20 protein-coding genes are annotated in these 22,847 nt (G+C 74.7%); 4 read left to right on the top strand and 16 right to left on the bottom strand.

What is annotated here, in order from left to right; translation table 11 throughout:
• Positions 1–7 precede the first annotated feature (7 nt).
• The 4 genes from ADL05_RS21075 to ADL05_RS21060 all read right to left on the bottom strand — a co-directional run bounded on the left by ADL05_RS21075 (position 8) and on the right by ADL05_RS21060 (position 4,376).
• Complete coding sequence (locus tag ADL05_RS21075) at positions 8–733, bottom strand: gamma-glutamyl-gamma-aminobutyrate hydrolase family protein (protein WP_053618718.1); 726 nt, start codon at positions 731–733, stop codon at positions 8–10.
• A 13-nt stretch (positions 734–746) separates the two neighbouring features.
• Positions 747–1,511, bottom strand: a complete 765-nt coding sequence (locus tag ADL05_RS21070; protein ID WP_053618717.1) for a 3-oxoacyl-ACP reductase — start codon at positions 1,509–1,511, stop codon at positions 747–749.
• A 10-nt stretch (positions 1,512–1,521) separates the two neighbouring features.
• A complete protein-coding gene (locus tag ADL05_RS21065) occupies positions 1,522–2,886 on the bottom strand; it encodes an aldehyde dehydrogenase (RefSeq protein ID WP_053618716.1) in 1,365 nt (454 codons plus the stop codon).
• 128 nt (positions 2,887–3,014) lie between these two features.
• Complete coding sequence (locus tag ADL05_RS21060) at positions 3,015–4,376, bottom strand: glutamine synthetase family protein (RefSeq protein WP_053618715.1); 1,362 nt, start codon at positions 4,374–4,376, stop codon at positions 3,015–3,017.
• A gap of 233 nt (positions 4,377–4,609) precedes the next feature.
• Here ADL05_RS21060 and eat point away from each other — a divergent pair, with 233 nt between their 5' ends.
• Entirely contained in the window at positions 4,610–6,067 is a 1,458-nt protein-coding gene (gene eat, locus ADL05_RS21055) for an ethanolamine permease (protein WP_053618714.1), read from the top strand.
• Positions 6,068–6,303: 236 nt separating this feature from the next.
• Positions 6,304–7,053 carry a FadR/GntR family transcriptional regulator gene (locus ADL05_RS21050; protein ID WP_053618713.1) on the top strand — a complete coding sequence of 250 codons (750 nt, stop codon included), beginning with the start codon at positions 6,304–6,306 and terminating at the stop codon, positions 7,051–7,053.
• Positions 7,054–7,097: 44 nt separating this feature from the next.
• Here ADL05_RS21050 and ADL05_RS21045 read toward each other — a convergent pair whose 3' ends face one another.
• Entirely contained in the window at positions 7,098–7,556 is a 459-nt protein-coding gene (locus ADL05_RS21045; protein WP_053618712.1) for a cupredoxin domain-containing protein, read from the bottom strand.
• 237 nt (positions 7,557–7,793) lie between these two features.
• Between ADL05_RS21045 and ADL05_RS21040 the strand changes: the two genes are divergently transcribed.
• Positions 7,794–8,186 (top strand): DUF2267 domain-containing protein, encoded by a 393-nt coding sequence (locus tag ADL05_RS21040; protein WP_053618711.1) that lies wholly within the window; start codon positions 7,794–7,796, stop codon positions 8,184–8,186.
• 106 nt (positions 8,187–8,292) lie between these two features.
• On the opposite strand, the gene ADL05_RS21035 is transcribed toward ADL05_RS21040, so the two are convergent.
• Together ADL05_RS21035 and ADL05_RS21030 are read right to left on the bottom strand one after the other, a co-directional pair.
• Complete coding sequence (locus ADL05_RS21035; RefSeq protein ID WP_053618710.1) at positions 8,293–8,952, bottom strand: dienelactone hydrolase family protein; 660 nt, start codon at positions 8,950–8,952, stop codon at positions 8,293–8,295.
• Between the two features lie 28 nt (positions 8,953–8,980).
• Entirely contained in the window at positions 8,981–9,613 is a 633-nt protein-coding gene (locus tag ADL05_RS21030) for a phosphoribosyltransferase (protein WP_053618709.1), read from the bottom strand.
• A gap of 203 nt (positions 9,614–9,816) precedes the next feature.
• Between ADL05_RS21030 and ADL05_RS21025 the strand changes: the two genes are divergently transcribed.
• Positions 9,817–10,188 carry a VOC family protein gene (locus tag ADL05_RS21025; RefSeq protein ID WP_053618708.1) on the top strand — a complete coding sequence of 124 codons (372 nt, stop codon included), beginning with the start codon at positions 9,817–9,819 and terminating at the stop codon, positions 10,186–10,188.
• A 20-nt stretch (positions 10,189–10,208) separates the two neighbouring features.
• Here ADL05_RS21025 and ADL05_RS21020 read toward each other — a convergent pair whose 3' ends face one another.
• From ADL05_RS21020 to ADL05_RS20980, 9 genes are all read right to left on the bottom strand, one after another.
• On the bottom strand, positions 10,209–11,228 hold the full coding sequence (locus ADL05_RS21020; RefSeq protein WP_053618707.1) for a glutathione S-transferase family protein: 1,020 nt from the start codon (positions 11,226–11,228) through the stop codon (positions 10,209–10,211).
• A 180-nt stretch (positions 11,229–11,408) separates the two neighbouring features.
• Positions 11,409–11,849, bottom strand: a complete 441-nt coding sequence (locus ADL05_RS21015; protein ID WP_053618706.1) for a carboxymuconolactone decarboxylase family protein — start codon at positions 11,847–11,849, stop codon at positions 11,409–11,411.
• Entirely contained in the window at positions 11,846–14,359 is a 2,514-nt protein-coding gene (locus ADL05_RS21010; RefSeq protein ID WP_231640845.1) for an AMP-binding protein, read from the bottom strand. The genes ADL05_RS21015 and ADL05_RS21010 overlap by 4 nt, the downstream gene beginning before the upstream one ends.
• Before the next feature lie 31 nt (positions 14,360–14,390).
• Positions 14,391–16,106 (bottom strand): CoA transferase, encoded by a 1,716-nt coding sequence (locus ADL05_RS21005; protein WP_231640844.1) that lies wholly within the window; start codon positions 16,104–16,106, stop codon positions 14,391–14,393.
• 308 nt (positions 16,107–16,414) lie between these two features.
• Entirely contained in the window at positions 16,415–18,022 is a 1,608-nt protein-coding gene (locus ADL05_RS21000; RefSeq protein WP_053618705.1) for a class I adenylate-forming enzyme family protein, read from the bottom strand.
• Positions 18,022–19,410, bottom strand: a complete 1,389-nt coding sequence (locus tag ADL05_RS20995) for an NAD(P)/FAD-dependent oxidoreductase (RefSeq protein WP_053618704.1) — start codon at positions 19,408–19,410, stop codon at positions 18,022–18,024. The genes ADL05_RS21000 and ADL05_RS20995 overlap by 1 nt, the downstream gene beginning before the upstream one ends.
• A complete protein-coding gene (locus ADL05_RS20990) occupies positions 19,407–20,423 on the bottom strand; it encodes a UbiA family prenyltransferase (RefSeq protein ID WP_053618703.1) in 1,017 nt (338 codons plus the stop codon). The genes ADL05_RS20995 and ADL05_RS20990 overlap by 4 nt, the downstream gene beginning before the upstream one ends.
• Positions 20,420–21,577 carry a DegT/DnrJ/EryC1/StrS aminotransferase family protein gene (locus tag ADL05_RS20985; RefSeq protein ID WP_053618702.1) on the bottom strand — a complete coding sequence of 386 codons (1,158 nt, stop codon included), beginning with the start codon at positions 21,575–21,577 and terminating at the stop codon, positions 20,420–20,422. Before ADL05_RS20985 ends, ADL05_RS20990 begins: the two co-directional genes overlap by 4 nt.
• A complete protein-coding gene (locus tag ADL05_RS20980) occupies positions 21,574–22,785 on the bottom strand; it encodes a DegT/DnrJ/EryC1/StrS aminotransferase family protein (RefSeq protein WP_053618701.1) in 1,212 nt (403 codons plus the stop codon). The genes ADL05_RS20985 and ADL05_RS20980 overlap by 4 nt, the downstream gene beginning before the upstream one ends.
• Between the last annotated feature and the right edge of the window lie 62 nt (positions 22,786–22,847).

Raw genomic sequence — 22,847 nt, 5'->3', positions numbered from 1 at the left:
CTCCGGTTCAGGTCGACGGGTCGGCCGCCAGCCTGCCACACCGGGCCGCGGCCCGTTCGACCAGCCAGTCGAACAGGGACGGGTCGCGGCCCATCTCCGGATGCCACTGCACGCCGAGCACGTCGGCGGTGTCGGCGTACTCCAGCGCCTCGACCGTGCCGTCCGCGGCCCAGGCCGTGGCGACCACGCCCTCGCCCAGGGCGTCCACGGCCTGGTGGTGGTAGGAGGGCGCGTCCAGGCGCGTTCGCCCCAGGACCCGCGCGGTCCGTGTGCCCTCGGCGACCGTCACCGGATGGTCGTCGAACACCCCCGTCCGGCGGCGGTGCCCGTCGTGCCCCACCCGGTCGGGCAGGTGCTGCACGAGCGTGCCGCCGCGGGCCACGTTGAGCAGCTGCATCCCCCGGCACACGCCCAGGACGGGGATCCCCCGCTCCAGCGCGGCCGCGAGCAGGGCGCTCTCGGCCCCGTCCCGGGCCGCCTGCACCCCGGCGGTGTGCTCCTGCGCCTCGGCGCCGTACAGGCCGGGGCCCAGGTCGCCGCCGCCCGCCAGCAGCAGTCCGTCCAGGCGCGCCACGGCCCCGGCCACCCCCTCCAGAGGGGGCAGCAGGACCGGGACGGCGCCCGCGGCGGCGACGGCGTCGGTGTAGGCGCCGGGCAGCAGTACGGCGGGCATCTCCCACACGCCCCAGCGGGCGGGCTGGGCGTAGGCGGAGACGCCGATGATCGGTGGCACGGCAGTGGACCTCCTACTCGGGTGTGACGTAGGCGCCGGAGATGCCCCCGTCGACCAGGAAGTTGGACCCGGTGATGAACGAGGCGTCGTCACTGGCCAGGAACGCCACCGCGGCGGCGATCTCCTCGGCCTCGGCGAAGCGCCCCAGCGGGACGTGCACCAGGCGGCGGGCCGCCCGCTCGGGGTCCTTGGCGAACAGCTCCCGCAGCAGCGGGGTGTTCACCGGCCCCGGCGAGAGGGCGTTGACGCGGATGCCCTCCCGGGCGAACTGGACGCCCAGCTCGCGGCTCAGGGCCAGGACGCCGCCCTTGCTGGCGGTGTAGGAGATCTGGGAGGTCGCCGCGCCCATCGTGGCCACGAAGGAGGCGGTGTTGACGATCGACCCGCGCCCCTGCTCTCGCATGTACGGCAGCGCGTACTTGCAGCACAGGTAGACCGACGTCAGGTTGACCTCCTGGACACGGCGCCAGGCCTCCAGCCCCGTGGTGAGGATCGAGTCGTCCTCGGGCGGGGAGATCCCGGCGTTGTTGAAGGCCACGTCCACGCTGCCGCAGGTGCGGCGGACCGTCGCGAACAGCTCCTCGACCTCGGCCTCGTCGGTGACGTCGGCCCTCAGGAAACGGCCGCCCACCTCCTCGGCGACCCGCTTGCCCGCCTCCTCGTCCAGGTCGACGGCGACGACGGTCGCGCCCTCGTCCGCCAGCCTGCGGGCGGTGGCGCGGCCGATACCGCCCGCGGCTCCGGTGATGACGGCGACGCGCTGGTCGAACCGGTTCATGTGCACTCCCTCAGGTGTCGTCGGAGACGAAGACGGTCTTGGTGTCGGTGAAGGCGTCCAGCGCGTCGGGCCCCAGCTCACGGCCGATGCCCGACTGCTTCATGCCCCCGAAGGGCGTCCAGTAGCGCACCGCCGAGTGCGAGTTCACCGACAGGTTGCCCGCCCGGACGGCGCGCGAGACCCGCAGCGCGCGGCCGACGTCGCGGGTCCACACCGATCCGGCCAGGCCGAAGTCGGAGTCGTTGGCGATGCGCACGGCGTCCTCCTCGGTGTCGAAGGGCAGCACCGAGACCACGGGGCCGAAGATCTCCTCCCGGAAGGCGGGCTCGTCCGGGTCGGTCGTGGTCAGGACGGTGGGCGGGAACCAGAACCCGGGCCCGTCCGGCGCGCCGCCCTGGAAGGCCACCGTCGCCGCGTCGACGTAGCCGGCGACGCGGTCGCGCTGGGCGGCACTGATCAGCGGGCCCATGTCGGTGGACGGGTCGCCGGGATCACCGACGCGCACGGCCGCCACGGCCGGGCGCAGCAGTTCCATGAAGCGCTCGTACACCGGGCGCTGGACCAGCAGCCGGGAGCGGGCGCAGCAGTCCTGGCCCGCGTTGTCGAAGACCCCGCCGGGGGCGGCCGCGGCGGCCCTGTCCAGGTCGGCGTCGGCGAAGACGATGTTGGCGCTCTTGCCGCCCAGTTCCAGGGTCAGGCGTTTGAGCCGGTCGGCGGAGGCCGCCATGATGGCGCGCCCCACCCGGGTGGAGCCGGTGAAGGCGATCTTGGCGACGTCGGGGTGGCGCACCAGGCGCTCCCCGGCCACGGATCCGGCGCCGGGCAGTACCTGCAGGACCCCGTCGGGCAGCCCGGCCTCGCGGGCCAGCTCGCCGATGCGCAGCGCGGTCAGCGGCGTGAGTTCGGCGGGTTTGACGACCACGGTGTTGCCCGCGGCCAGCGCGGGGGCGGTGCCCCAGGCCAGCACGGGCATGGGGAAGTTCCACGGGACGATGACGCCGACCACGCCCAGCGGCTCGGCGAAGGTGACGCTCCACCCGCCGGGGACGGGGATCTGGCGTCCGGCGGCGCGTTCGGGCGCGCCCGCGTAGTACTGGAAGACGTCACGGGCGTTGCCCGCCTCCCAGCGGGCCTGGCCGAGGGGGTGCCCGGCGTTGCGCACCTCCAGCCGGGCGAGTTCCTCACCGTGCTCGTCCAGGGCGGCGGCCACGGCGCGCAGCAGTCGCGCGCGCTCGCCGGGCGCGGTGTCCCGCCAGGCCGGGAAGGCCGCGGCGGCACGGGCGACCGCGGCGTCGGTCTCCTCGGCCGAGGCGAGGCCGACGGTGGCCAGGACCTCCTCCGTGGCCGGGTCGATCACTTCGTGCTCGGTCCCCACTGTCTCCCCCTCGTGCTCGTCGGTGCGTGGTGGGCGCTGTCGGTCGCGGTGGACCCGGGCCTCCGTCGGGCCTGGTCGCCTCGGGGCCCGGTTCTGCGTCGGGCCCGGTCGCGGTGGGCCCGGCGGCGTCACATCCGCTCGAAGCCGCGGAACATCTCCCAGTCGGTGACGGCGGCGTCGAAGGCGGCCAGCTCCACCCGGGCGTTGTGGGCGTAGTGCTCCACGACCTCCTCCCCGAAGGCCGCGCGCGCCAGCTCGCTGCCCTCCCACAGCTCCAGGGCCTCGCGCAGGGTGGTCGGCACCGTGGGCAGACCGGAGGCGTAGGCGTTGCCGGTCAGGGGCTCGGGCGGCTCGATCGCCTCGTCCACGCCGTGCAGTCCGGCGGCGATGAGGGCCGCGGTGGCCAGGTAGGGGTTGACGTCGCCGCCGGGGACGCGGTTCTCCAGCCGCAGGGAGGGGCCGCGGCCGACCAGGCGCAGCGCGCACGTGCGGTTGTCGGGCCCCCAGGCGACGGCCGTGGGGGCGAAGCTGCCGGGGACGTAGCGCTTGTAGGAGTTGATGTTGGGCGCCAGCAGCAGCGTGAACTCGCGCAGGGCCGCGAGCTGGCCGCCCAGCACGTGGCGGCCCACCGCGGACATGCCGTCCCCCTCGGCCATGACGGGCGTGCCCTCGTCGTCGCGCAGGGACAGGTGGATGTGGCAGGAGTTGCCCTCGCGCTCGTTGGGCTTGGCCATGAAGGTCAGGGACATGCCCTCCTGGGCGGCGATCTCCTTGGCGCCGTTCTTGTACACGCTGTGCTGGTCGCAGGTGCGGGCCGCCTCGGCGTAGCGGAAGGCGATCTCGTGCTGGCCCAGGTTGCACTCGCCCTTGGCCGACTCCACGTACAGGCCGGCGCCGGTCATCTCCCGGCGGATCCGGCGCAGCAGGGGTTCGACGCGGGCGCCGCCCAGGACGGAGTAGTCGACGTTGTACTGGTTGGCGGGCGTCAGGTCGCGGTAGGCGCGGTTCCAGGCCTGCTCGTAGCTGTCGCGGTAGACGACGAACTCCAGTTCGGTGCCGACCAGCGCGTGCCAGCCGCGCTCGGCGAGCCGTTCGCGCTGGCGGTGCAGGATCTGGCGGGGCGAGGCGGCCACGGGCGTGCCGTCGTGCCAGGCGAGGTCGGCGGTGACCATGGCCGCGCCCTCGGCCCAGGGGGTCCGGCGCAGCGTCGCCATGTCCGGGACCATCGCGAAGTCGCCGTAGCCGGTCTCCCAGGACGACATCGCGTACCCGTCGACGGTGTTCATGTCCACGTCCACGGCCAGCAGGTAGTTGCAGCCCTCGGTGCCGTGGCCGAGGACCTCCTCCAGGAAGAAGCGGGTGGAGAGGCGCTTGCCCTGGAGCCGTCCCTGCATGTCGGTGAAGGCCACCAGGACGGTGTCGAGGGTGCCCTCGGCCGCTTCGCGCCGCAACTCGTCCAGGGACAGTGGGGGGCCGCCGTGCTCGTTCACCTGGGACTCCTTGTCCGCGCCGGGTCCGGCCTCCGACGCATTTGGTTTGGTCTCAGACCATTCACCGGTCATGCAACCAGCGAGGTCCCCGCCTGTCAATAGCGTGTTACTCCCCTTGACAGCGCGGACCCGACCAGCAGACCATCTCCGGTAATCCAAAAGGACTGGCGGTGAACCAATGAGCGCATCGCTGGTCCCGCAAGGCCACGGGCAACCGAACCGAGGGAGCGCCCATGTCCGACACCAACGACCGCCCGGTCCACATCCAGGGGGCCGAGTACGCCGCCGCCGGGGACGACTACCTGCGCCGGCGCCAGCTCAGACGCGGGGCCGCCGGCTGGGTGCTGCTCGCCGGGCTGGGCGTGGCCTACGTCATCTCCGGCGACTTCGCAGGATGGAACTTCGGCCTGGCCGAGGGCGGCTGGGGCGGGCTCCTCATCGCCACCGTCCTCATGGGCGCCATGTACCTGTGCATGGTCCTGGGCCTGGCCGAACTCGCCTCCACCCTGCCCACCGCCGGAGCGGGCTACGGCTTCGCGCGCCGGGCACTGGGCCCGCTGGGCGGCTTCACCACCGGCACCGCCATCCTCATCGAGTACGCCATCGCCCCCGCCGCCATCGCCGTCTTCATCGGCGGCTACGTCGAGGCGCTGGGCCTGTTCGGGCTCACCAACGCCTGGCCCGTCTACCTCGTGTGCTACGCCGTGTTCGTCGGCATCCACCTGTGGGGCGTGGGCGAGGCCCTGCGGGTGATGTTCGTGATCACCGGCGTGGCCCTCGTGGCGCTGGTGGCCTTCGCCGTCGGCATGGTCCCGCGCTTCGACGCCGCCAACCTGTTCGACATCGAACCGACCTCGGCGCTGGGCGCGAGCGCGTTCCTGCCCTACGGGTTCGCCGGCGTGCTGGGCGCCTTCGTCTTCGGCATCTGGTTCTTCCTGGCCGTCGAGGGAGTGCCGCTGGCCGCCGAGGAGGCGCGCGAGCCGCGCAAGGACATGCCGCGCGGCATCATCGCGGCGATGTGCGTGCTGATGGTGACCGCCACCGCCATGCTCGTGCTCGCCCCCGGCGGCGCCGGGGCGGCCGCCATGGCCTCCTCCACCAACCCCCTGCCCGAAGCGCTGCGCGAGGCCTACGGCGGCGGCACCGCGCTGGCCGACTTCGTCAACTACGTGGGGCTGGCCGGGCTGGTGGCCTCGTTCTTCTCCATCATCTACGCCTACTCCCGCCAGCTGTTCGCCCTATCGCGGGCGGGCTACCTGCCGCGCTGGCTCTCCGTGACGGGCAAGCGCCGCACGCCCTACCTGGCACTGATCGTGCCCGGCACGATCGGGTTCGTCCTCGCGGTCACCGTGGCCGACGGCGACCGGCTGATCAACATCGCCGTGTTCGGCGCCGCCGTCTCCTACGTGCTCATGATGGCCTCGCACATCGTGCTCCGCCGGCGCGAACCGCACCTGGAGCGGCCCTACCGCACCCCCGGCGGGGCGGTCACCACGGGCGTCGCGCTCGTGCTGGCGGTGTGCGCCCTGGCCGCCACCTTCTTCGTGGACATGGTCGGAGCCGCCGTCACCGCCGCGATCCTGGTGGTGTTCCTGGCCTACTTCTGGTTCTACTCCCGCCACCGCCTGGTCGCCGACGCCCCCGAGGAGGAGTTCGCGCTCATCGAGGAGGCCGACTCCGAACTCAAGTGAGCCGGAGCCGGCCCCGCGCCCCCGTCCCGGCCGCTCCCGGCCCGGGCGGGGGCGTATCCCCTGCCCCCGGCCCGGGCGGGGGCGTATCCCCTGCCCCCGGCGCGATCGGAGGCGCGCCGCTCCTGCCGTCCGGACCCCACCGCCGACCCGCCCCGGAACCCGGGGCGGGAGGCCGCTCCACCGGACAGGCCCTAACCTGAGGGAGGCAAGGGCGTCACCGAACGTGGGGGGCACAGGTGGGCAGGACCAACGCCGAGCCCGACACCGACGCCGGGCCGGCCGCCGAGGCCGTGTTCCGCCCCGTCCGTGCGGGCAACGCCTTCGAGGAGACCGTCGAACGGCTCCTGTCGGCGATCAGGCTGGGCGTGGTCGCGCACGGCGACCGCTTCCCCGCCGAGCGGGAGCTCGCCGGCCGCCTGGGCGTCAGCCGCATCACCCTGCGCGAGGCCATCCGCGCCCTGCAGGAGGAGGGCTACGTCGAGTCCCGGCGCGGACGGCTGGGCGGCACCTTCGTCACCTACGTGCGCCCGCGCCCCAGCCGGGCCGAGGCGCGCCGCGTCCTCAAGGACATGCACGTCGACCTCGACGACCTGCTCACCTACCGCCGGGTGCTGGAGACCGGCGCCGCCGTGCTGCTGGCCGAGACCGGCCTGACCCCGGACCAGGACCGCCTACTCACCGAACGGCTGGCCCAGGTCGACGGTGCCGAGGTCGACGACTACCGCCGCACCGACACCGTCTTCCACCTCACCATCGCCGAACTCACCGGCTCACCGTCGCTGTCCTCGTCCCTGACCGAGGTGCGCATGCGCGTCAACGACCTGCTCGACGCCATGCCCATGCTGGTCAAGAACCTGGAGCACAGCAGCGCCCAGCACCGCGCCATCGTCGAGTCGATCCGCTCCGGCGATCCCGAGGCCGCCCGGCTCGCCGTGCGCGAACACCTGGAGGGCAGTGAGGCCCTCCTGCGCGGCTTCCTGACCTGAGAGCCGCCGGACGCCCGCCCGCGTCCACTCGCCCGCGACCGGGCTCACTCCACCGTCACCGTCGTCTCCATGCCCCGCTCCCGGTGGTCGCCGACCGAGCAGTAGAAGGTGTACTCGCCCCGCTGGAGCAGGGAGACGGTGCCGGTCGCCTGCTCGCCCGGTGCCGTCTCCGGGATGACCACCTCGTCCCCGAGCTCCTCCAGCACCAGGTCGTGCGGCATCGTGCCGGTGTTCTCCAACGTGATCTCGGTCGTCCCCACCGGCAGGGTCTCGGGAATGCCCTCGAAGGAGTACTCCTCGGCACTGACGTCCAGCGTCAGTGCCAGCTCCCCGTCGGCGTCCCCGTCCGTCTGCGGGCTCTCCGTCTCCTCCGGCACCTCCACCTCCTCGGGCGTCTGCACATGCCTCTGGTCGTGGGTGTTGTCCCTCGTGCAGGCGGTCAGGCCGATCGGGCCGACCGCGATCAGAGCCGCGGCCAACGCCGCGACGGTCACACGTGACATGGGTTCGTCTCCTTCGATGGTTCCTGGATGGGCGCCGCGGGCGGGACACCGCCCGGACGGCCCCGACCGGGAACGGGCGCGTCCCCGCGCGCCCGTGGTCTCAGCCATATCCGGACCGCACCCGCCCTGTCAGCAGCGCCACGCGGGCCGACCAGGGATGATTCGCCTCCGCCCGTCCCGGGCACGGTCCTAGGACGACGGACACGCCGCTCATCCACCACCGGTGAGGAGGCCGACATGAAGTACGACGAGTTCCTCAACAAGGTCCGTGAACTGGGCGAGTACGCCGACCGCGACGAGGCCGAACACGTCGCGCACTCCGTGCTCGGCACACTCGCGCCCCGCCTGCCCGCCGACGGGGTGGAGCACCTGGCCGCGCAGCTGCCCGAACCGCTCACCGAGCCGCTGCACAGGGGCGAACTGGAGAACGCCGAGTCGTTCGGGGTGGAGGAGTTCCTCAACCGGGTGGCGGCGGCCACGGGAGCGCGGCCCATGACCGCCGAGTGGGACGCCAGTGCCACGCTCACCGCCGTCGCGGAGAACGTGTCCGGCGGCGAGCTGAACAAGCTGCTCAGCCAGCTTCCCTCCGAATTCGCCACCCTGTTCGGGCACCCGGAACTCAGCGGCTGAACCGGGCTCCACGGCCCGTCGGCGACGCGTCGCCGGCGGGCCGCTCCACGCCGGTACCGCTGCCGCCCGGCCGCCGTCCGGGTTCCGTCGGCCGCTCCCGGACCGCTCAGTCCCCGTCCGCGCCGAACGTGAGCAGGAACCACTCGGCGGCGGCGTCGGACACCTCCTCGATCGCCCCGCGCTCCTCGAACAGGTGCGTGGCGCGGGGAACGACGTGGATCCGGTTGTGCGCCGAGAGCCGGTCGGCGGCCTCCTGGTTCAGCTGCAGGACCTCGGGGTCCGCGCCGCCGACGATCAGCAGCGTCGGCGACTTCACCAGCTGCAGCGCCTCGGTCCCGGCCAGGTCGGGGCGCCCGCCGCGCGAGACGACCCCGTGGACCCGGTCCGGGCGCTCCGCGGCGGTGCGCAGCGCCGCGGCGGCCCCGGTGCTCGCGCCGAACAGCCCGACCCGCAGGTCCGCGGTCTCCTCGCGCGTGGCCAGCCAGTCCACCGCTCCGGTCAGGCGGCGGGTGAGCAGACCGATGTCGAAGCGCTGCTCCGCGGTGAGATCGTCGGCGCGGCCCTCGTCGGGGGTGAGCAGGTCGAAGAGCAGCGTGGCCAGCCCCCGCCGGTGCAGCTCCTCGGCCACGGCCATGTTGCGCGGACTGTGCCGCGAACTCCCGCTGCCGTGCGCGAAGACCACGATCCCCGGCACCCCGGGATAGGTCGCCAGGTACCCGCCGACCTCCACCCCCGCGGTGGCCACGGTCACCTCCTGCATGGTCATGGTGCACTCCCCTCGTCAGGACCGCCGGTCATCGGGCCCGTCCCAGGATCCGACGCACCTCCGCGTCGTCGACCTGGGGGAATTCCTCGTACCAGAGGCTCACGGCCCGGAAGTCGGGCGGTGTGGACAGGCACACGACCCGGTCGCACACCTCCTCCAGCGCCGTCACCGCCTCGGGTGCGCCCACGGGGACGGCCAGGACCACCGAGGCGGCGGCCCCGCGCTCACGCACCTCGGACACGGCGGCGCGGGCGCTCATGCCCGTGGCCAGGCCGTCGTCGACCACGATGACGTCGCGGCCCTCGACCTCCGGATCCGGCGCGTCCCCGCGGTAGGCCGACACACGCCGCCGCGCCTCGGCCTGCGCGTCGCCCGACCGGCCCGCCAGATCTCCCTCGGTGACCCCCAGCGCGACCAGGGCGCCCTTGTCGAACAGGGGCGGACCCTCGGCCGTGGTGGCGCCGATCGCCGCCTCCGGGTTGCCGGGAGCACCGATCTTGCGGACCACGATGACGTCCAGCGGCGCGCCGAGCGACCGAGCGACGTGCTCGGCCACGGGCACCCCGCCGCGCGGCAGCGCCAGCACCAGCGGTCGCTCAGGTCCCAGTTCGGCCACCGCTCCGGCCAGCCGCTCCCCGGCCTCTCCGCGGTCTCGGAACACCGTCCTCACCCCATTCGCCGTCAGCGCACGACGACCGGCGGGGGCCGGGCCGTGCCGCCCCTGTTCGGCCGGATCAGTGTCGTGCACGTGCCCTCACCAACGCGCTACCCGAACCTCACCCGCGCACACCTGCCCGCCCGGCCGCGCGGAACACGCCCGCGTCCGGCACCCGGATGTCACCGCCGTCGGGCACCATGTCCCCCATGACCGAGCACCAGCATGAGCACCACGCCATCGACTACGTCGAGATCGCGGCCACCGACCTGGAACGGGCCAAGCGCTTCTACGGCGACGCCTTCGGCTGGCGGTTCAACGACTACGGACCCCGGTACGCGGGGATCCAGGGCCCCGCCGGCCCGGACGCCCCGGAGGCCGGCGGCCTCACCACCTTCGGCGAGGTCCGCGCGGGAGGCCCGTTCGTGCTGCTGTACTCGGCCGACCTGGACCGCTCCGCCGACGCCGTCCGCGCCGCCGGGGGCGACGTGGTCAACGGACCCTACGAGTTCCCGGGAGGCCGCCGGTTCCACTTCACCGACCCCAGCGGCAACGAGCTGGGGGTGTGGTCCCCCCGGTAGGCGCGTGCGCGGCCCAGCGCTCAGGCGGGGGCGGGGACGCGCTCGTCCTCGGGGACCGGGCCCGGCGCGGTGCCCGCCCGGAAGGGGGTACCGCACAGGTCCTCGCGCCCGTGGGCGGTCAGCCACAGGCGGGGGTCGGGTCCGACCGCGACCACCCGCGTGGGGTTGATGGCCGTGTGGACGAAGTAGTAGTGCACGCGGATGTGGTCGAAGTGCGTCGTGTCGCCGAACCCGGGTGTCTGGAACAGGTCGCGGGCGTAGGCCCACAGGGCCGGGTACTCGGCGAGCTTGCGGACGTTGCACTTGAAGTGGCCGTGGTAGACGGCGTCGAAGCGCACCAGGGTGGTGAAGAGCCGGATGTCGGCCACCGTGAGGGCGTCGCCGACGAGGTAGCGGCGCGAGGCGAGGCGCTCCTCCAGGGCGTCGAGCCGGCGGAACACTCCGGCGACGGCCCGGTCGTAGCGCTTCTGGTCGGGCGCGAAACCGGACCGGTAGACACCGTTGTTGAGGTCGCGGTAGATCTCCTCGCCCAGGGACTCGATCTCGTCGCGCAGCGCGGACGGGTACAGGTCCGGGGCGCCGTCCCGCACCAGGCCGCCCCATTCGGTGGCCATGTCGAGGGAGAGCCGGTCGTAGTCGTTGGAGACCAGGTGCCCGTCGGCCGTGTCGACCAGTCCCGGCACACTGACGCCGCCGGTGTAGTCGGGATCGCGGGCCAGGTAGGCCTCGCGCAGGGCGTGGATGCCCAGGACCGGGTCCCGGTCGCCGGGGCTGCCGGTCTCCTCGGTGAACACCCAGTGGGGGTCGCCGTCGATGATCTCCTGGCGGGGGTCGGTGACGGCCAGGGAGACCGCCTCCTCCAGACCCATGAGGCGGCGGACGATGACGACCCGGTGCGCCCAGGGGCACGCCCGGTTGATGACCAGCCGGTACCGCCCGGGTTCGGCGGTCCGGTCGAACCGCCCGTCCGCGGTCACCCTGTCGGCGAACGCCGCCGGGTCCCGCCTGATCTCCTCGGTGGGGATCTGGTTGGCCCTCATCCGTGGCTCCCTCCGGTACGGCCGGCACTCGGTACCCGCCGAACCATGCTATCGACCACTCCCCCGCCCGCCCCCTCTCATCGACGCCGGTCCGGGCCCGCTCCGGGCCCGCTCCGAGGTCCGCACCGGGGGTCCGCCCCCGGGCGGACCCCTCCCGCTGTTCCGCCGCCGGGGCGACCGTCACCCGGGTGGCCGTAGCGCGGCGGCCACGGCCACGCGGTTCCAGGTGTTGACGGCGGCGATCACCCACACCAGGGCCGCCAGGGCGGCCTCGTCGAAGTGCTCGGCCGCCGCGGCGACGACCTCTTCGGACACGCCCGACCCGGCGATCAGCGTCATCGACTCGGTCAGGTCCAGGGCCGCGCGCTCGGCGCCGGTGAACAGCGGGCTCTCCCGCCAGGCGGCGAGCGCGTCCAGGCGGTGCTGCCCCTCCCCCGCCTTCAGCGCGGCCCGGGTGTGCATGTCCAGGCAGAAGGCGCAGCCGTTGAGCTGGGAGGCGCGGATGCGCACCAGTTCGCCGAGGACGGGGTCCACGCCCGCGCGCGCGGCCGTGTCGAAGGCCGCCATGGCCGGGTAGACGCCGGGGGCGGCGGTGTCCAGGTCGATTCGCGGCGCCGTCATCCGGCCTCCAGCGGGCGCCGGCCCTGCACGGAGTAGACGACGCACGAACTGGCCCGGAAGCCCGGGTCGGCCAGCAGGGCGCGGACGTCGGCGAGCTGCCCGTCGGTCATCCCCTCGGCCACGAACTGGTCGCGTAGGTGCCGGGTGTGGTGGGCGATCAGGTGGACGCCCGGCGAGTCTGCGTCCCACAGCTCCAGCCGGGGGCGCGGATCGATGTCGACCAGTCCGGCCCGCCGCATCGCGTCGGCCGCGTCGCGCCCCCACGCCGGGTCGGCTCCGGCGCGCCGCATGACCCGGATCTTGGTCTCCAGGAACGTCTCGTAGAGCTTGGCCGCCCCGCGGCCGGGCATCAGCAGGCCGGGCCCGTAGGTGATGTCGAACTCGTCGAGCTGCAGGACCCCGCCCGGTTTGAGGGCGCGCACCAGGCGGTCCAGCACCGCGATCCGCTCGGGCAGGTGCAGCAGGACCAGCCGGGAGTGGACGAGGTCGAACGCGGCCTCGGGCAGCGGGTCGCGCACGACGTCGTGGCGCAGGACCTCCAGCCCCTCCTCGGCGGGGATCCGCTCGGGTTTGATGTCGGTCGCCGTCACCGACCCGGTGGGAGCGACCCGGCGCGCGAGCCACCGGGCCACGCTGCCGCCGCCCGCGCCGACCTCCAGGCAGCGCCATCCCGGGCCGACCCCGGTCCGGGCGAGGCGCTCGGTGGTCAGGGGGTCGTAGGCGGCCGCCAGGAAGCGGTGCTGGTCCAAGGCGTGCTCACTGTGGTTGTCGAAGACGTAGCGCGAGGCGGGCTCGCCGCTCTCGCGCGCTGGGGTGGTGGACTGCACGGGGTGCTCCTCGGAGTCGTACGTCCGGTGCTCGCGCACCGGTCGGGCGTGTGCGGCCGCCAGGCGCTGCAGCGTGGCGGCGCAGATCTTTCCGGTGGGCCCGAGCGGGAGTTCGGGCAGGGCCAGGAAGAGTTCGGGCAGCGCGCGCCGGTCCATGCCGCGCTCCTCGCGCAGGAAGGCGGTCAGGGCACCGGGTGTGGGCGGCTCGGCCCCCTTCCGGGGCGCCACACAGGCGCACATCCGCTCGCCCAGATCGGGATCGGGGACCGGCACGCAGTGGGCGTCCGCGAGGTCGGGGTGGGCGCTGAGCTCGCGCTCCACCTCGGCCGGGGCCAGGTTGACGCCGCCCCGGATGACCACGCGCCGCATCCGGTCGACGATCCAGAGCGCGCCGTCGGCGTCCATCCGCCCGAGGTCTCCGGTGCGCACCCACCCGCCCGGGGCGCGGCGGGAGGCGTCCAGGTCGGGTGCCGCGACGTAGCACAGCGGGCTCATCGGCCCCAGGGCCCAGATCTCCCCCGTCCGCCCCGGGGCGACCGGGCGGCCCTCGGGGTCGCGGACGCTCACCTCGGCCACGTCGGGGTCGGGGTACCCGGCCAGTCCCGGAACCCAGCCCCGCGGGTCGCGGCCGGTGTGGCAGTTGACCCCGTCGGTGGAGCCGTAGACGTTGACCACCGGCCGCCCGAAGCGCCGGACGCAGGCATCGTGGACCTCCCGGTGCAGCGGGGCCCCGCTGGCCACGATCCGCTGGAGTGAGGACAGGTCCGCGGCCTCCTGCCCCGGATGCTCGGCCATGCGGCGCAGCATCGTGGGCACCCCCGTCAGGTGGGTGGGCCGGTGCGACTCGACCGCGCGCAGGGCGGCGGCGGCCTCGAACCGGGGCAGCACCACGAGGGTGCCGCCGAGCCGGGCCAGGGTGACAGGGACGCCGCAGGACCCGAACGAGGAGGCCAGGGAGACCAGGACGAGGTTGCGCATCGGCCCGGGGCCGGGGTGCAGTGCCGCCACGTAGTTGCCGCGTCCGCCGGCCATGGCGTTGTGGGAGTAGGCGACCATCGCGGGTTCGGCCTCCGAGCCCGAGGAGACCAGGAGGCGGGCGGGGGCCTCCGGGTCCGGGCGCGCCGGGTTCCAGTGCTCGGCCCGCCCCGGGTCGGGCCGGTCCAGGGAGCGGGCGCCGGGGACGGCGGGGCCGAAGGTCCACAGCCCGCGCAGGTGGGGCAGGTCGGCCCGGTGGCCACGGGCGTACCCGGTCTCGCCGGGGCCGGTGACGAGCGCCCCGGCGCGGGAGCGTCCGAGCAGGCCGGCGACGTCGCGCCAGGGGCGCTCGGGTATCGGCAGGGACACGGCCCCGATCGCGGCGACCGCGAGTTCGGCCGTCACCGCCTCGCGCCCGTTGGGCAGCCGGATCGCGATGATGTCGGCCGGTCCGTATCCGGCCCCGGACAGGGCTGTGGCGGCGCGGCGCACCGCGGCGTCCAGCCCGGCGTAGTCGAGCACGCCCTGGGCGTCGATCACCGCCGCGCGGTCGGGCGCGGCCCGTACGTGCTCGCCGAACAGGGTGTACAGGTCCCGGCCGGGGCACAGCCCCCGCGCGGTCCAGGCCGCGCGCAGTTCCCGGGGGACCCGGTCGGCCAGGGCGATGCCGCCCGCCGAGGTCCAGGTCGTGGGCAGGACGGTGGTCAACGGGACACCTCCGGGCGACTGGTGGCAGTGGTCAACGGGGCTCCTCCGACGGACCACTGGCGGCGGGCGCGAAGGTCCACGGCGCGCGGGCGTAGGCGGCGCCGTCGGTGTCGAACGCCGTCGCGAACGCCGGGTCGGCGGCCATCGCGGCCAGGTCGGTCGTCACGGCCGCCCCGGCGGAGCGGTCGGCGGAGGGCCCCCGTGGCGGGGCCGCCTCGCGAAGGAGACGGGCGGCGTCGACGAGGGCGGTCTCGGCCCGCACGCCCGCGCCGGTGCGGGCGTGCGCCAGCAGAGCCGCGACGGCCCCCTCGGCGCCGATGATCCCGCCCAGGACGTCGGTGATCGTCATCAGGGAGGGCGCCGGGGGTTCGCCGGGACCGTTGACCAGTGCCGCCACTCCGCTGTGCGCCTGTACCAGGTAGTCGGTGCCCAGCGGCTGGGGGTCGGGGAGCGCGTCGGCCCATCCGCCGGTGTGCGCGTGGACGAGCGACGGGCGCCCGGCCGCAAGGTCGTCGGGCGCCAGGCCCAGCCGTTCGGCCCGGCCCGGCGGCCAGTTGTGCAGGAACACGTGCGCCGACGCGGCGAGGTCCAGCGCGGTGCGGCGCCCCCGCTCGCTCTTGAGGTCGGCCTCCACGGCGCGTTTGCCCCGGTTCAGCGCGAGGAAGCGGGCCGAGTACGGGCCCGCCATCGGCGGTACGCCCCGCATGGGGTCGCCGCCGGGCGGTTCCACGCGCAGGACGCGGGCGCCGAGCAGGCCGAGCAGATGACCGGCCAGCGGGCCCTGCACCCGGGTGGTGGCCTCCAGGACCCGGATCCCCGACAGCGGTGCGTGGACGTGCGGTCCGAGCGGGGGGAGGGCGTGCCCAGGGGACCCGGGCGTGAGGCCGCGCAGCCGCCAGGGCGAGTCGGGTGCGGGGTCGGGCGGGGTGTCGGCGGACCGCACCGGGACGACACTGACGCCGCTCCGCTCGGCGGCGGCGCGCACCTGTGCGTAGTCCAGGGCGGCGACCGTGTCGCCCAGCGCGGCGGGCAGGTGGCAGGTGGCCGTGGCGAAGCGCCGCTGGAACGGGAGCCATCCCGCGGCGGCCGCCCCCGGGTCGGCGCCCAGGCGCGTCCACAGGTCCCGCCACGCCTCGGCGTCGAGCGTCTCCACCTCGAAGAGCACTCCGTCGGCCGCACGGAACGGCGGAGTGCGACGATCACCGGGCGGCGGGTCGCCGAAGTCAGGGCCCGCTCCGGGCGCCGTGGCCGCCGCGGCGTACTGGGTGAGGGAGAGCAGAGCCGCCTGGGCCACCGAGGTCGTCGCGGACAGGGACCGCCCGCCACGGACCAGGGCCAGGGCCGAGGCCGTGACCGCCAGGGAGCAGAGCACCCCGGCGCACACGGAGGCGTAGTCCACCCCCAGGGGGCGCGGTCCTCCCGAGGCCCGTCCGTGGACGTGCTCGATCCCGCAGGCGGCCTGCACGTCGCGTTCACCCTCCATGGGGACGCCGACCGGGCCGGACCAGGAGACCGCGCACCCGGGCAGGGGGCCGTCCGGGGCGAAGGGCAGCGCGGTCAGGCCGATCCACCCCGCCGGAGCCCCGGACGGCGGCGGGCCGCCCGGGGCGGTCACCGCGCACCCCAGCGCGCGCAGGCGCTCCGCGGCCACCCGTAGCGCGAGGGAGTCGCCGAGCGCCCGGGCCCGCGCACCGGCCAGCGGAAGCGCGACCCCGGCCACCTCCGCGCGCCGTCGCCCCGCGGTCACACCAGGGGCACCGGAGACAACAAGGCCACCGGAGGCGCCGGGAACGCCAGGGCCACCAGAAGCGCCAGAAGCACCACGAGCGTCGAGGGCCCCGGGAGTAGCGGAGGTGTCAGGGGTATCGAGGGCACCCGGGACACCAGGTGTACGGGGAGCATCGGTTGCACCAGGGGTGTCGGCGGTACAAGGGGCACCAAAGGCGTTCGGGTCCCCGGGGGCGTCGGGGATGTCAGCGGCACCAGGTGTACGGGTGACGCGGGAAGTGTCGAGGGCACCAGAGGTGGTCGAGATACCGGGGGCGGTGTGGGCCATCAGGTCCACCGCCCCGTCCCGTGGGTGTCGGGTGTCTCGCCGATCCGGTCGCGCAGTGCCGCGCGGCGGACCTTGCCGGTGCCGGTCCGGGGAACCTCGTCCCACTTCATCGCCACCGGGTCGGCGAGCGGGGGCAGGTCGGTGACCGCACGCCGCCACGCGTCGAGGTCGAGCGTGCCGTCCTCGGTGACCGCGACCGGCAGGGAGGGGCGGCCCGGAACGCCCAGGACGACGCACTCCAGCACCCCGGGAAGACGGTCGGCGATGACGTCCTCCAGTTCCAGGCAGCTGCCCTCGGGGATGGCGTCCACCTCCCGGTCGACCAGGCGCACGCTCCCGGTGCGGGTGAGCACGCCGAGGTCGCCGGTGTTCCACCACTGGCCGACCCACTTGGACCGCCAGCGCTCCTCCTCGCCGACGTAGCCCAGGCACAGGGCCTCGCTGCGGCAGAACACCAGGCCCTGGGTGCCACGGGGCACAGGCCGCAGGGTCTGTGGGTCGACCACGCGCAGTGCGGTACGGGTGGGGACCGGGCGGCCGAGGTCGCGCGTGGTCGGGTGGCGTCCGCGTTCGGTGGCCATGGCGCGCCTGGTGAGGAAGCGGAAGGTGAGCGGCCCGGTCTCGCTCTGGCCCCAGCCCTGCATCCAGACCGGGTGGCGGTGCCGGGTGGCGCCGAGGAAGGCGCGGACGGTGGGCGGGTGCATGGCGTCGAAGGTGCTGATGTAGAGCCGCACGCGCTCGAAGGGGGCGCGCCGCTCGGCGGCACGGTCCTGCCAGCGCACGTAGGTCGCGGGCTGCGCCTCCAGGGTGGTGGGGCGGTGCCGCTCCAGGAAGGGCCCGGCCTCCGCCCAGTCCGAGGACGAGACCGCCAGCAGCCGCGCGGGGGCCAGCCAGAGCACGCTCGCCGTCCAGGCGAGCGCGCGGCCGTGCGCGAAGGAGACCGCGCTGGCGACGGCGTCGTCGGGGCGGCTGCCGAGCAGCGGCCAGCGGTGCGCCTCGAACCCGGCCAGGCGGCGCATGATCGTGCGGGTGGAGTGCACGACCAGCTTGGGCACGCCCGTGGTGCCGGAGGTGTGCATGATGGCCAGCGGCGCGTCCAGGGGCGGGCGGCGCGGCCGGGGCTCGGGCCCACCGCGTACGTCGTCGGTGGACAGCGCCCCCGCGGCGGTCCCGTCGACGACCAGGGCCCGCCCGGCCAGTGACGCCAGGTCGGTCCCGCCCTCCCGGCACGCCGCCAACAGCGCGGCGTCGGTGACCAGGAGCGCGGGGTCGAGCCGTTTGAGGAGGACCTCCAGGACGGAGGGGTCCAGGTGGGCGGACAGGGACGCGGGCACCGCGCCCACCCGCGCGGCGGCGCAGGAGAGCACCACGTAGTCCCAGTGGTTGCGCTTGGCGATCGCGACGCGGTCGCCGGGCCGGACCCCGGCGCTGGTCAGCCATCCGGCCGCCTCGGCCACGAGCCCGGCCAGGCGCGGGATGTCCAGGGCGGTCCCCAGGCCGGGCGCGATGTCCAGGGGCCGGCTCAGGTGCACGGCCGTGGCGTGGCCGCGCTCGGCCAGGTCGTCGAAGAGTGTGCCCAGGTGGATGGGCTTGCTGAAGGGTGTCATCATGCCTCGTCGTTCGGGGTGGGGAGGGCGCTCGTGCGGTCGCCGGGGCGCTGTTCGGCCCGGGGCCGGGACAGGTGCGCGAGGACGCGTCGGGCGGCCAGGGCGGCGGAGGAGACAGCGCCCTCGCTGCACGGGCGGAGCGCGACCCAGTCGCCGGCGTACTCCACGGCCGAGGCGGGCCGGGCCGCGAACGCCGCCCGGGCCTCCAGCGCGCGCGGGGTGGCCTCGGGGAGCCCGTACCGGAACCGGTGCACGTGGGCGGTCCGGACGCGTGCCGCCAGGCCGGGGACGAAGCGCTCGGCGCGGTCCAGGAGGCGGCGCACCACCTGTGCGTCGGGCGCGTCGAGGAGTTCGGCGGTGCCGCGGGGCGAGGTGACGACCGACACCAGTCCGCGGCCCGCCGGGGCGCGGCCCGGATGTTTGTTGTGGTCCACCGTGATCACGTTGACCAGGGCGTCCTCGTCGGCGGGCACGAGGGTGGCGAAGCCGCGGCGCGCGCCCCGGGGCGCCATCGGCCGGTCCAGGACCAGGGTGAGGCGCAGCATGGGCGTGAACCCGCACGCGCGCAGGTAGTCGCGTTCGGCCGGGGGTGCGCCGGGGTACAGCCCGGCAGCCACGGGGGCGGGCACCGCCAGCACCGCGGCACGGGCGGTGAGCGCCCCGCGGTCCGACTCCAGCCGGACCCCGTCCCGGTCGGCGGCCACCGCCGTCACGGTGTGCCCGGTGCGCACGTCGAGCCGGTCGGCGAGGGCGCGGGCGAGCGTGTCCATCCCGTCGCGGTAGGTGTGCCAGCGGCTGGTGCTGCCCGAGGCCGCCAGGTGCGCGGCCAGCGGCGCCGCGGCCGAGCGTTCGGGGTCCCAGCCGAAGAACCCGGCGGCCAGCGGCTGGACGAGGCGGTCCCGCAGCTCCGGATGGTAGTCGCGGAGCAGGTCGGCGACGGTGTCGGAGCCCAGGGGCGAGCGCTCGGGGCGGTCGGGGTCCAGTCCCGCGCGCCCCAGCGCGATCTGCAGGCGCATCAGCTCCACGCGTGCCCGCGCTGACAGGCCCGCGCCGGTGAGCAGGCCCAGGGGGCGGCCCGCGTGCGGGCGGGAACGGCCCGCACGCCAGACTGCGAGGGCGCCGCGCACCCGTGGTACCGCGCCGGCCTCCCCGTCGAGTCCGAGTTCGCGGACCAGCCGCCACGTGGCCGGGTAGCCCTGGGCGGAGGGCAGCATCTCGGCTCCGGTGTCGATGAGGCAGCCGTCGGCGCGCAGGGTCCGCATGCGTCCGCCGACCGCGTCGGCGGCCTCCAGCACCCGCACCGGGTGTCCGGCGCGGGCCAGCTCGTAGGCGGTCGCCAGGCCGGCCACGCCCGCTCCGACCACGACCACGTCCGGCGCGGCGTTCACACGGCGGCCCCGGCCAGGAGCGGGGCGGCCAGGTTCGCGGTGATCAGCAGGACCACCGTGACCCGGTGGGTGTGGATCGCGATGCGGCGGGCGCGCAGGATGTCACCGCGGACGAAGCCGATCACCAGCTGGGTCACCCGCATGACGAGGATGGGCGCCATCACGAGCGGGAACCACCACGGCGCGATGCCCGCCACGGTGGCACCGTGGATGAGCATGCTCTCGGCCACGGTCATGGCGATGATGAACGCGGTGTTCAGCCGCGGGGGCACGATCGCGGCGACGGTGACGCGCCCGGCCCCGCGGTCCCCCTCGATGTCGTTGGTGTTGGAGTAGAGCCCGAACAGCATGGGCCCGAACCCGAACAGCAGCGCCTGGGCCAGGACGAACCCGTTCACCTCGCCGGTGAGCAGGCCGTAGGGGACCAGGACCCAGCCGACCCCCAGGCCGATCAGGAAGACCTCCTGGAATCCCCGGTAGCTGATCTTGAGCCCCCAGGAGTACTGGACCGACGCCACCACGCACACCGCCGCCAGGACCACGGCCCACAGCGGCCGGTGCGGTGCGAGCGCCACCACCAGCGCCCACAGCGCCACGCTCGCCACGGTCGCCCACCGGGCGAAGCGCAATGCCTGCTTCTCGGTGAGGGTGCCCGCCACCAGGGGTTTGCGGGCCAGCCGGCGCCGGGCGGCGTCGGATCCGTAGTTGGCGGCGTCGCTGCCGTCCCGGTAGCCCGTGACGTCGTCGAAGGCGACCATGGCGGCCACCACGGCGATCTCGGCGGCGAGGATGAGGACGAGCAGTCCGAGCACGCCCGGTTCCCACCGTGTGGCGGGCACCAGCATCGCCCACACCAGCGGCAGGCCGATGTAGTAGTCGTAGATGTCGAGTTTGGCCAGGCGCACGTAGGCCGCCGCGGTGCGCCGTGCGGGGGCCGGGGCCGGGGCCGGGGCCGGGGCGAGGTCGGGGGCCGGGGCGGGGTCGGCCGTCCGGTCGGTGATCTGGTCGGTCATCGGTCCTCCGTGTCGTCCGTGTGGGCGAACGCGCAGACGGCGTCGGCGACGTGCTCCACCTCGGCGTCGCTCAGATGCGGGTAGAGCGGCAGGGCGAGGTTGCGCCGGGCGGCCGACTCCGCGCGGGGCCAGCGCGCCCCGCCGGGGGCGTACGGGGCGAACGCGGGCTGTTCGGGCAGGGTCCGGGGGTAGTAGACGTGCGAGCCGACGCCCCGTTCGGCCAGGTGGGCCACGAGTGCGTCGCGGCGCCGCGCCAGCACCGCGTAGACGTAGTGGCAGCGGCCGTCTCCGCCGACGGGCGGCGCCGTGATCCCCCGGTCGGCCAGGGGCGCGAAGCGCTCGGAGTAGTACGCGGCGATCTCGGCGCGGCGCGCCAGTCGGGCGGGCAGACCCGCCAGGCGGCGCAGCTGGAAGTCGGCGAGGACCTCGTCGAAGCGGCTGTTGTATCCGACGCGGTGGTGGTGGAAGCGGCGCACCCCGTCCTGCCCGTGGTTGCGCAGCATGCGCACGTCCCGGGCCAGCCGGGGGTCGTCGGTGACCACCACTCCGCCTTCTCCGGGCATCCCGAAGGTCTTGACCTGGACGAACGAGTAGACGCCGGCGTCGCCCCAGCGCCCCGCGGGACGCCCGTGGAGCACACCGCCCTGGGCCACCGCGGAGTCCTCCACCAGGCGCAGCCCGTGCCGGTCGGCCAGCGCGCGAAAGCCCGGCATGTCCGCCATGAACGAGAACATGTGCGCGGGCATCAGCGCCTTGGTGCGCGCGGTGACGAGCGAGGCGGCCGCGGCGGGGTCCGCGGTCAGGGTGAGCGGGTCGATGTCGGCGAAGACCGGGCGGGCGCCGCTGTTGACGACGGTGCTGGCCAGGGGGGCGCAGCCGAAGGCGGGGACCACGACCTCGTCCCCGGGGCCCACGCCCATGGCCGTCAGGACCAGGGTGAGGGCGGAGGTCCCGCTGGAGCAGGCGACGACGTCGCCCGCCCCCAGGCCCTCGCGCAGTTCCTCCTCCAGGCGCGCGGTGCGCTCTCCGAGGATGAACTTCTGCTCGGTTCCGGTGCCGATGGAGTACACCGTCTCCAGCAGGGCCTCGCGGTCGGTTTCGAACAGGTCGGGCGGGAAGAAGGGGATGCTCGCCGTGGCGGTCGGAACGGTCACGCTCGCCTCCCGGCGTAGAAGTGCTCGATCTCGTCGCACACCCGGTCCAGGTCGGCGTCGGACAGGTCGGCGTGCAGCGGCAGCGCCAGGGCCGCCGCGCACGCCGCCTCGGCGCGCGGGAAGTCGCCCGCCCGGTGGCCCAGGTGGGCGAAGCACGGCTGCAGGTGCAGGGGGGTCGGGTAGTAGGTCTCGGTCCCGATGCCCCGGGCGGCCAGGTGCGCGGCGAGGGCGTCGCGGTCCTCGGCCTCGATGAGGTGGACGTAGGTCACCCGGTCTCCGCCCGGGTGCGGGGCGGCGTCCCCGGGGACGGCGAGCACACCGGGAATCCCGCGCAACCGCGCGTCGTAGCGGGCGGACAGTTCCGCCCGCCGGGCGATGCCGGCGTCCAGGCGTCCGAGCTTGGCGAGCAGCACGGCGGCCTGGATGTCGTCCATCTTGCTGTTGCAGCCGGGAAGGACCGTGGCGTTGGAGATGCCGGGGAAGTGGTCGAGGGTGCGTCCGCCGCGGCCGTGGTGGCGCAGGGCGCGCACGGACTCGGCGACGGTGTCGTCGTCGGTGAGCACGGCCCCCGCGTCGCCGATCGCGCCCAGGGTCTTGGCGGGGAAGAACGACAGCACCCCGCCGGTGCCGAGCAGTCCGGCGTGCGTGCCGTCCAGGCGCATGCCGATGGCTTCGGCGCTGTCCTCCACGACGGTCAGTCCGCGCCGACGCGCGACCTCGTGCACGCCCCTCATGTCGGCCAGGCGGTCGAACAGGTGCACGGGCATGACCATGCGGGTGCGCGGGGTCGCCACGGCGTCCACGGAGCGCGGGTCGATCCCGTAGCCGCGCTCCTCGATGTCGGCGAAGACCGGGACTCCTCCGGCGAGCACGACGGAGGTGGCCGTGGCGACGAAGGTGTAGGCGGGCACGACGACCTCGTCGCCGGGTCTGAGTCCCGCCGCGCGCAGCAGCAGGACCAGGGCGTCGGTGCCGGAGTTGACGCCGACCACGTGCGCGGCTCCCGTCCAGCGGGCGAGCGCGCGTTCGAATTCGGCGACGACCGATCCGTGCGAGAACTTTCCCCGGTCCAGGACCCGGGTGCAATTGGCGCGAATCTCGGGCCACAGTTCCCTGAACGTGTCGGCCTGGGTGAAAAAGGGGACGGGCGCGCCCTTGGTTCTGTTTCGGGCACGGGCGTGCTCGGCGAGGGGGAGTGTTTTCTCCACGGTTCCGTTCCTGTGCGGTGGAGCAGCGGCGTTCGGCGGGCGTGTCCGGCATGGGCCGGTCG

It is taken from the genome of Nocardiopsis sp. NRRL B-16309 (genome assembly GCF_001279585.1).
Taxonomy (GTDB): domain Bacteria; phylum Actinomycetota; class Actinomycetes; order Streptosporangiales; family Streptosporangiaceae; genus Nocardiopsis.
The sequence above is the reverse complement of the archived record's forward strand: the minus strand, read 5'-3'. Positions and strand labels throughout refer to the sequence as shown.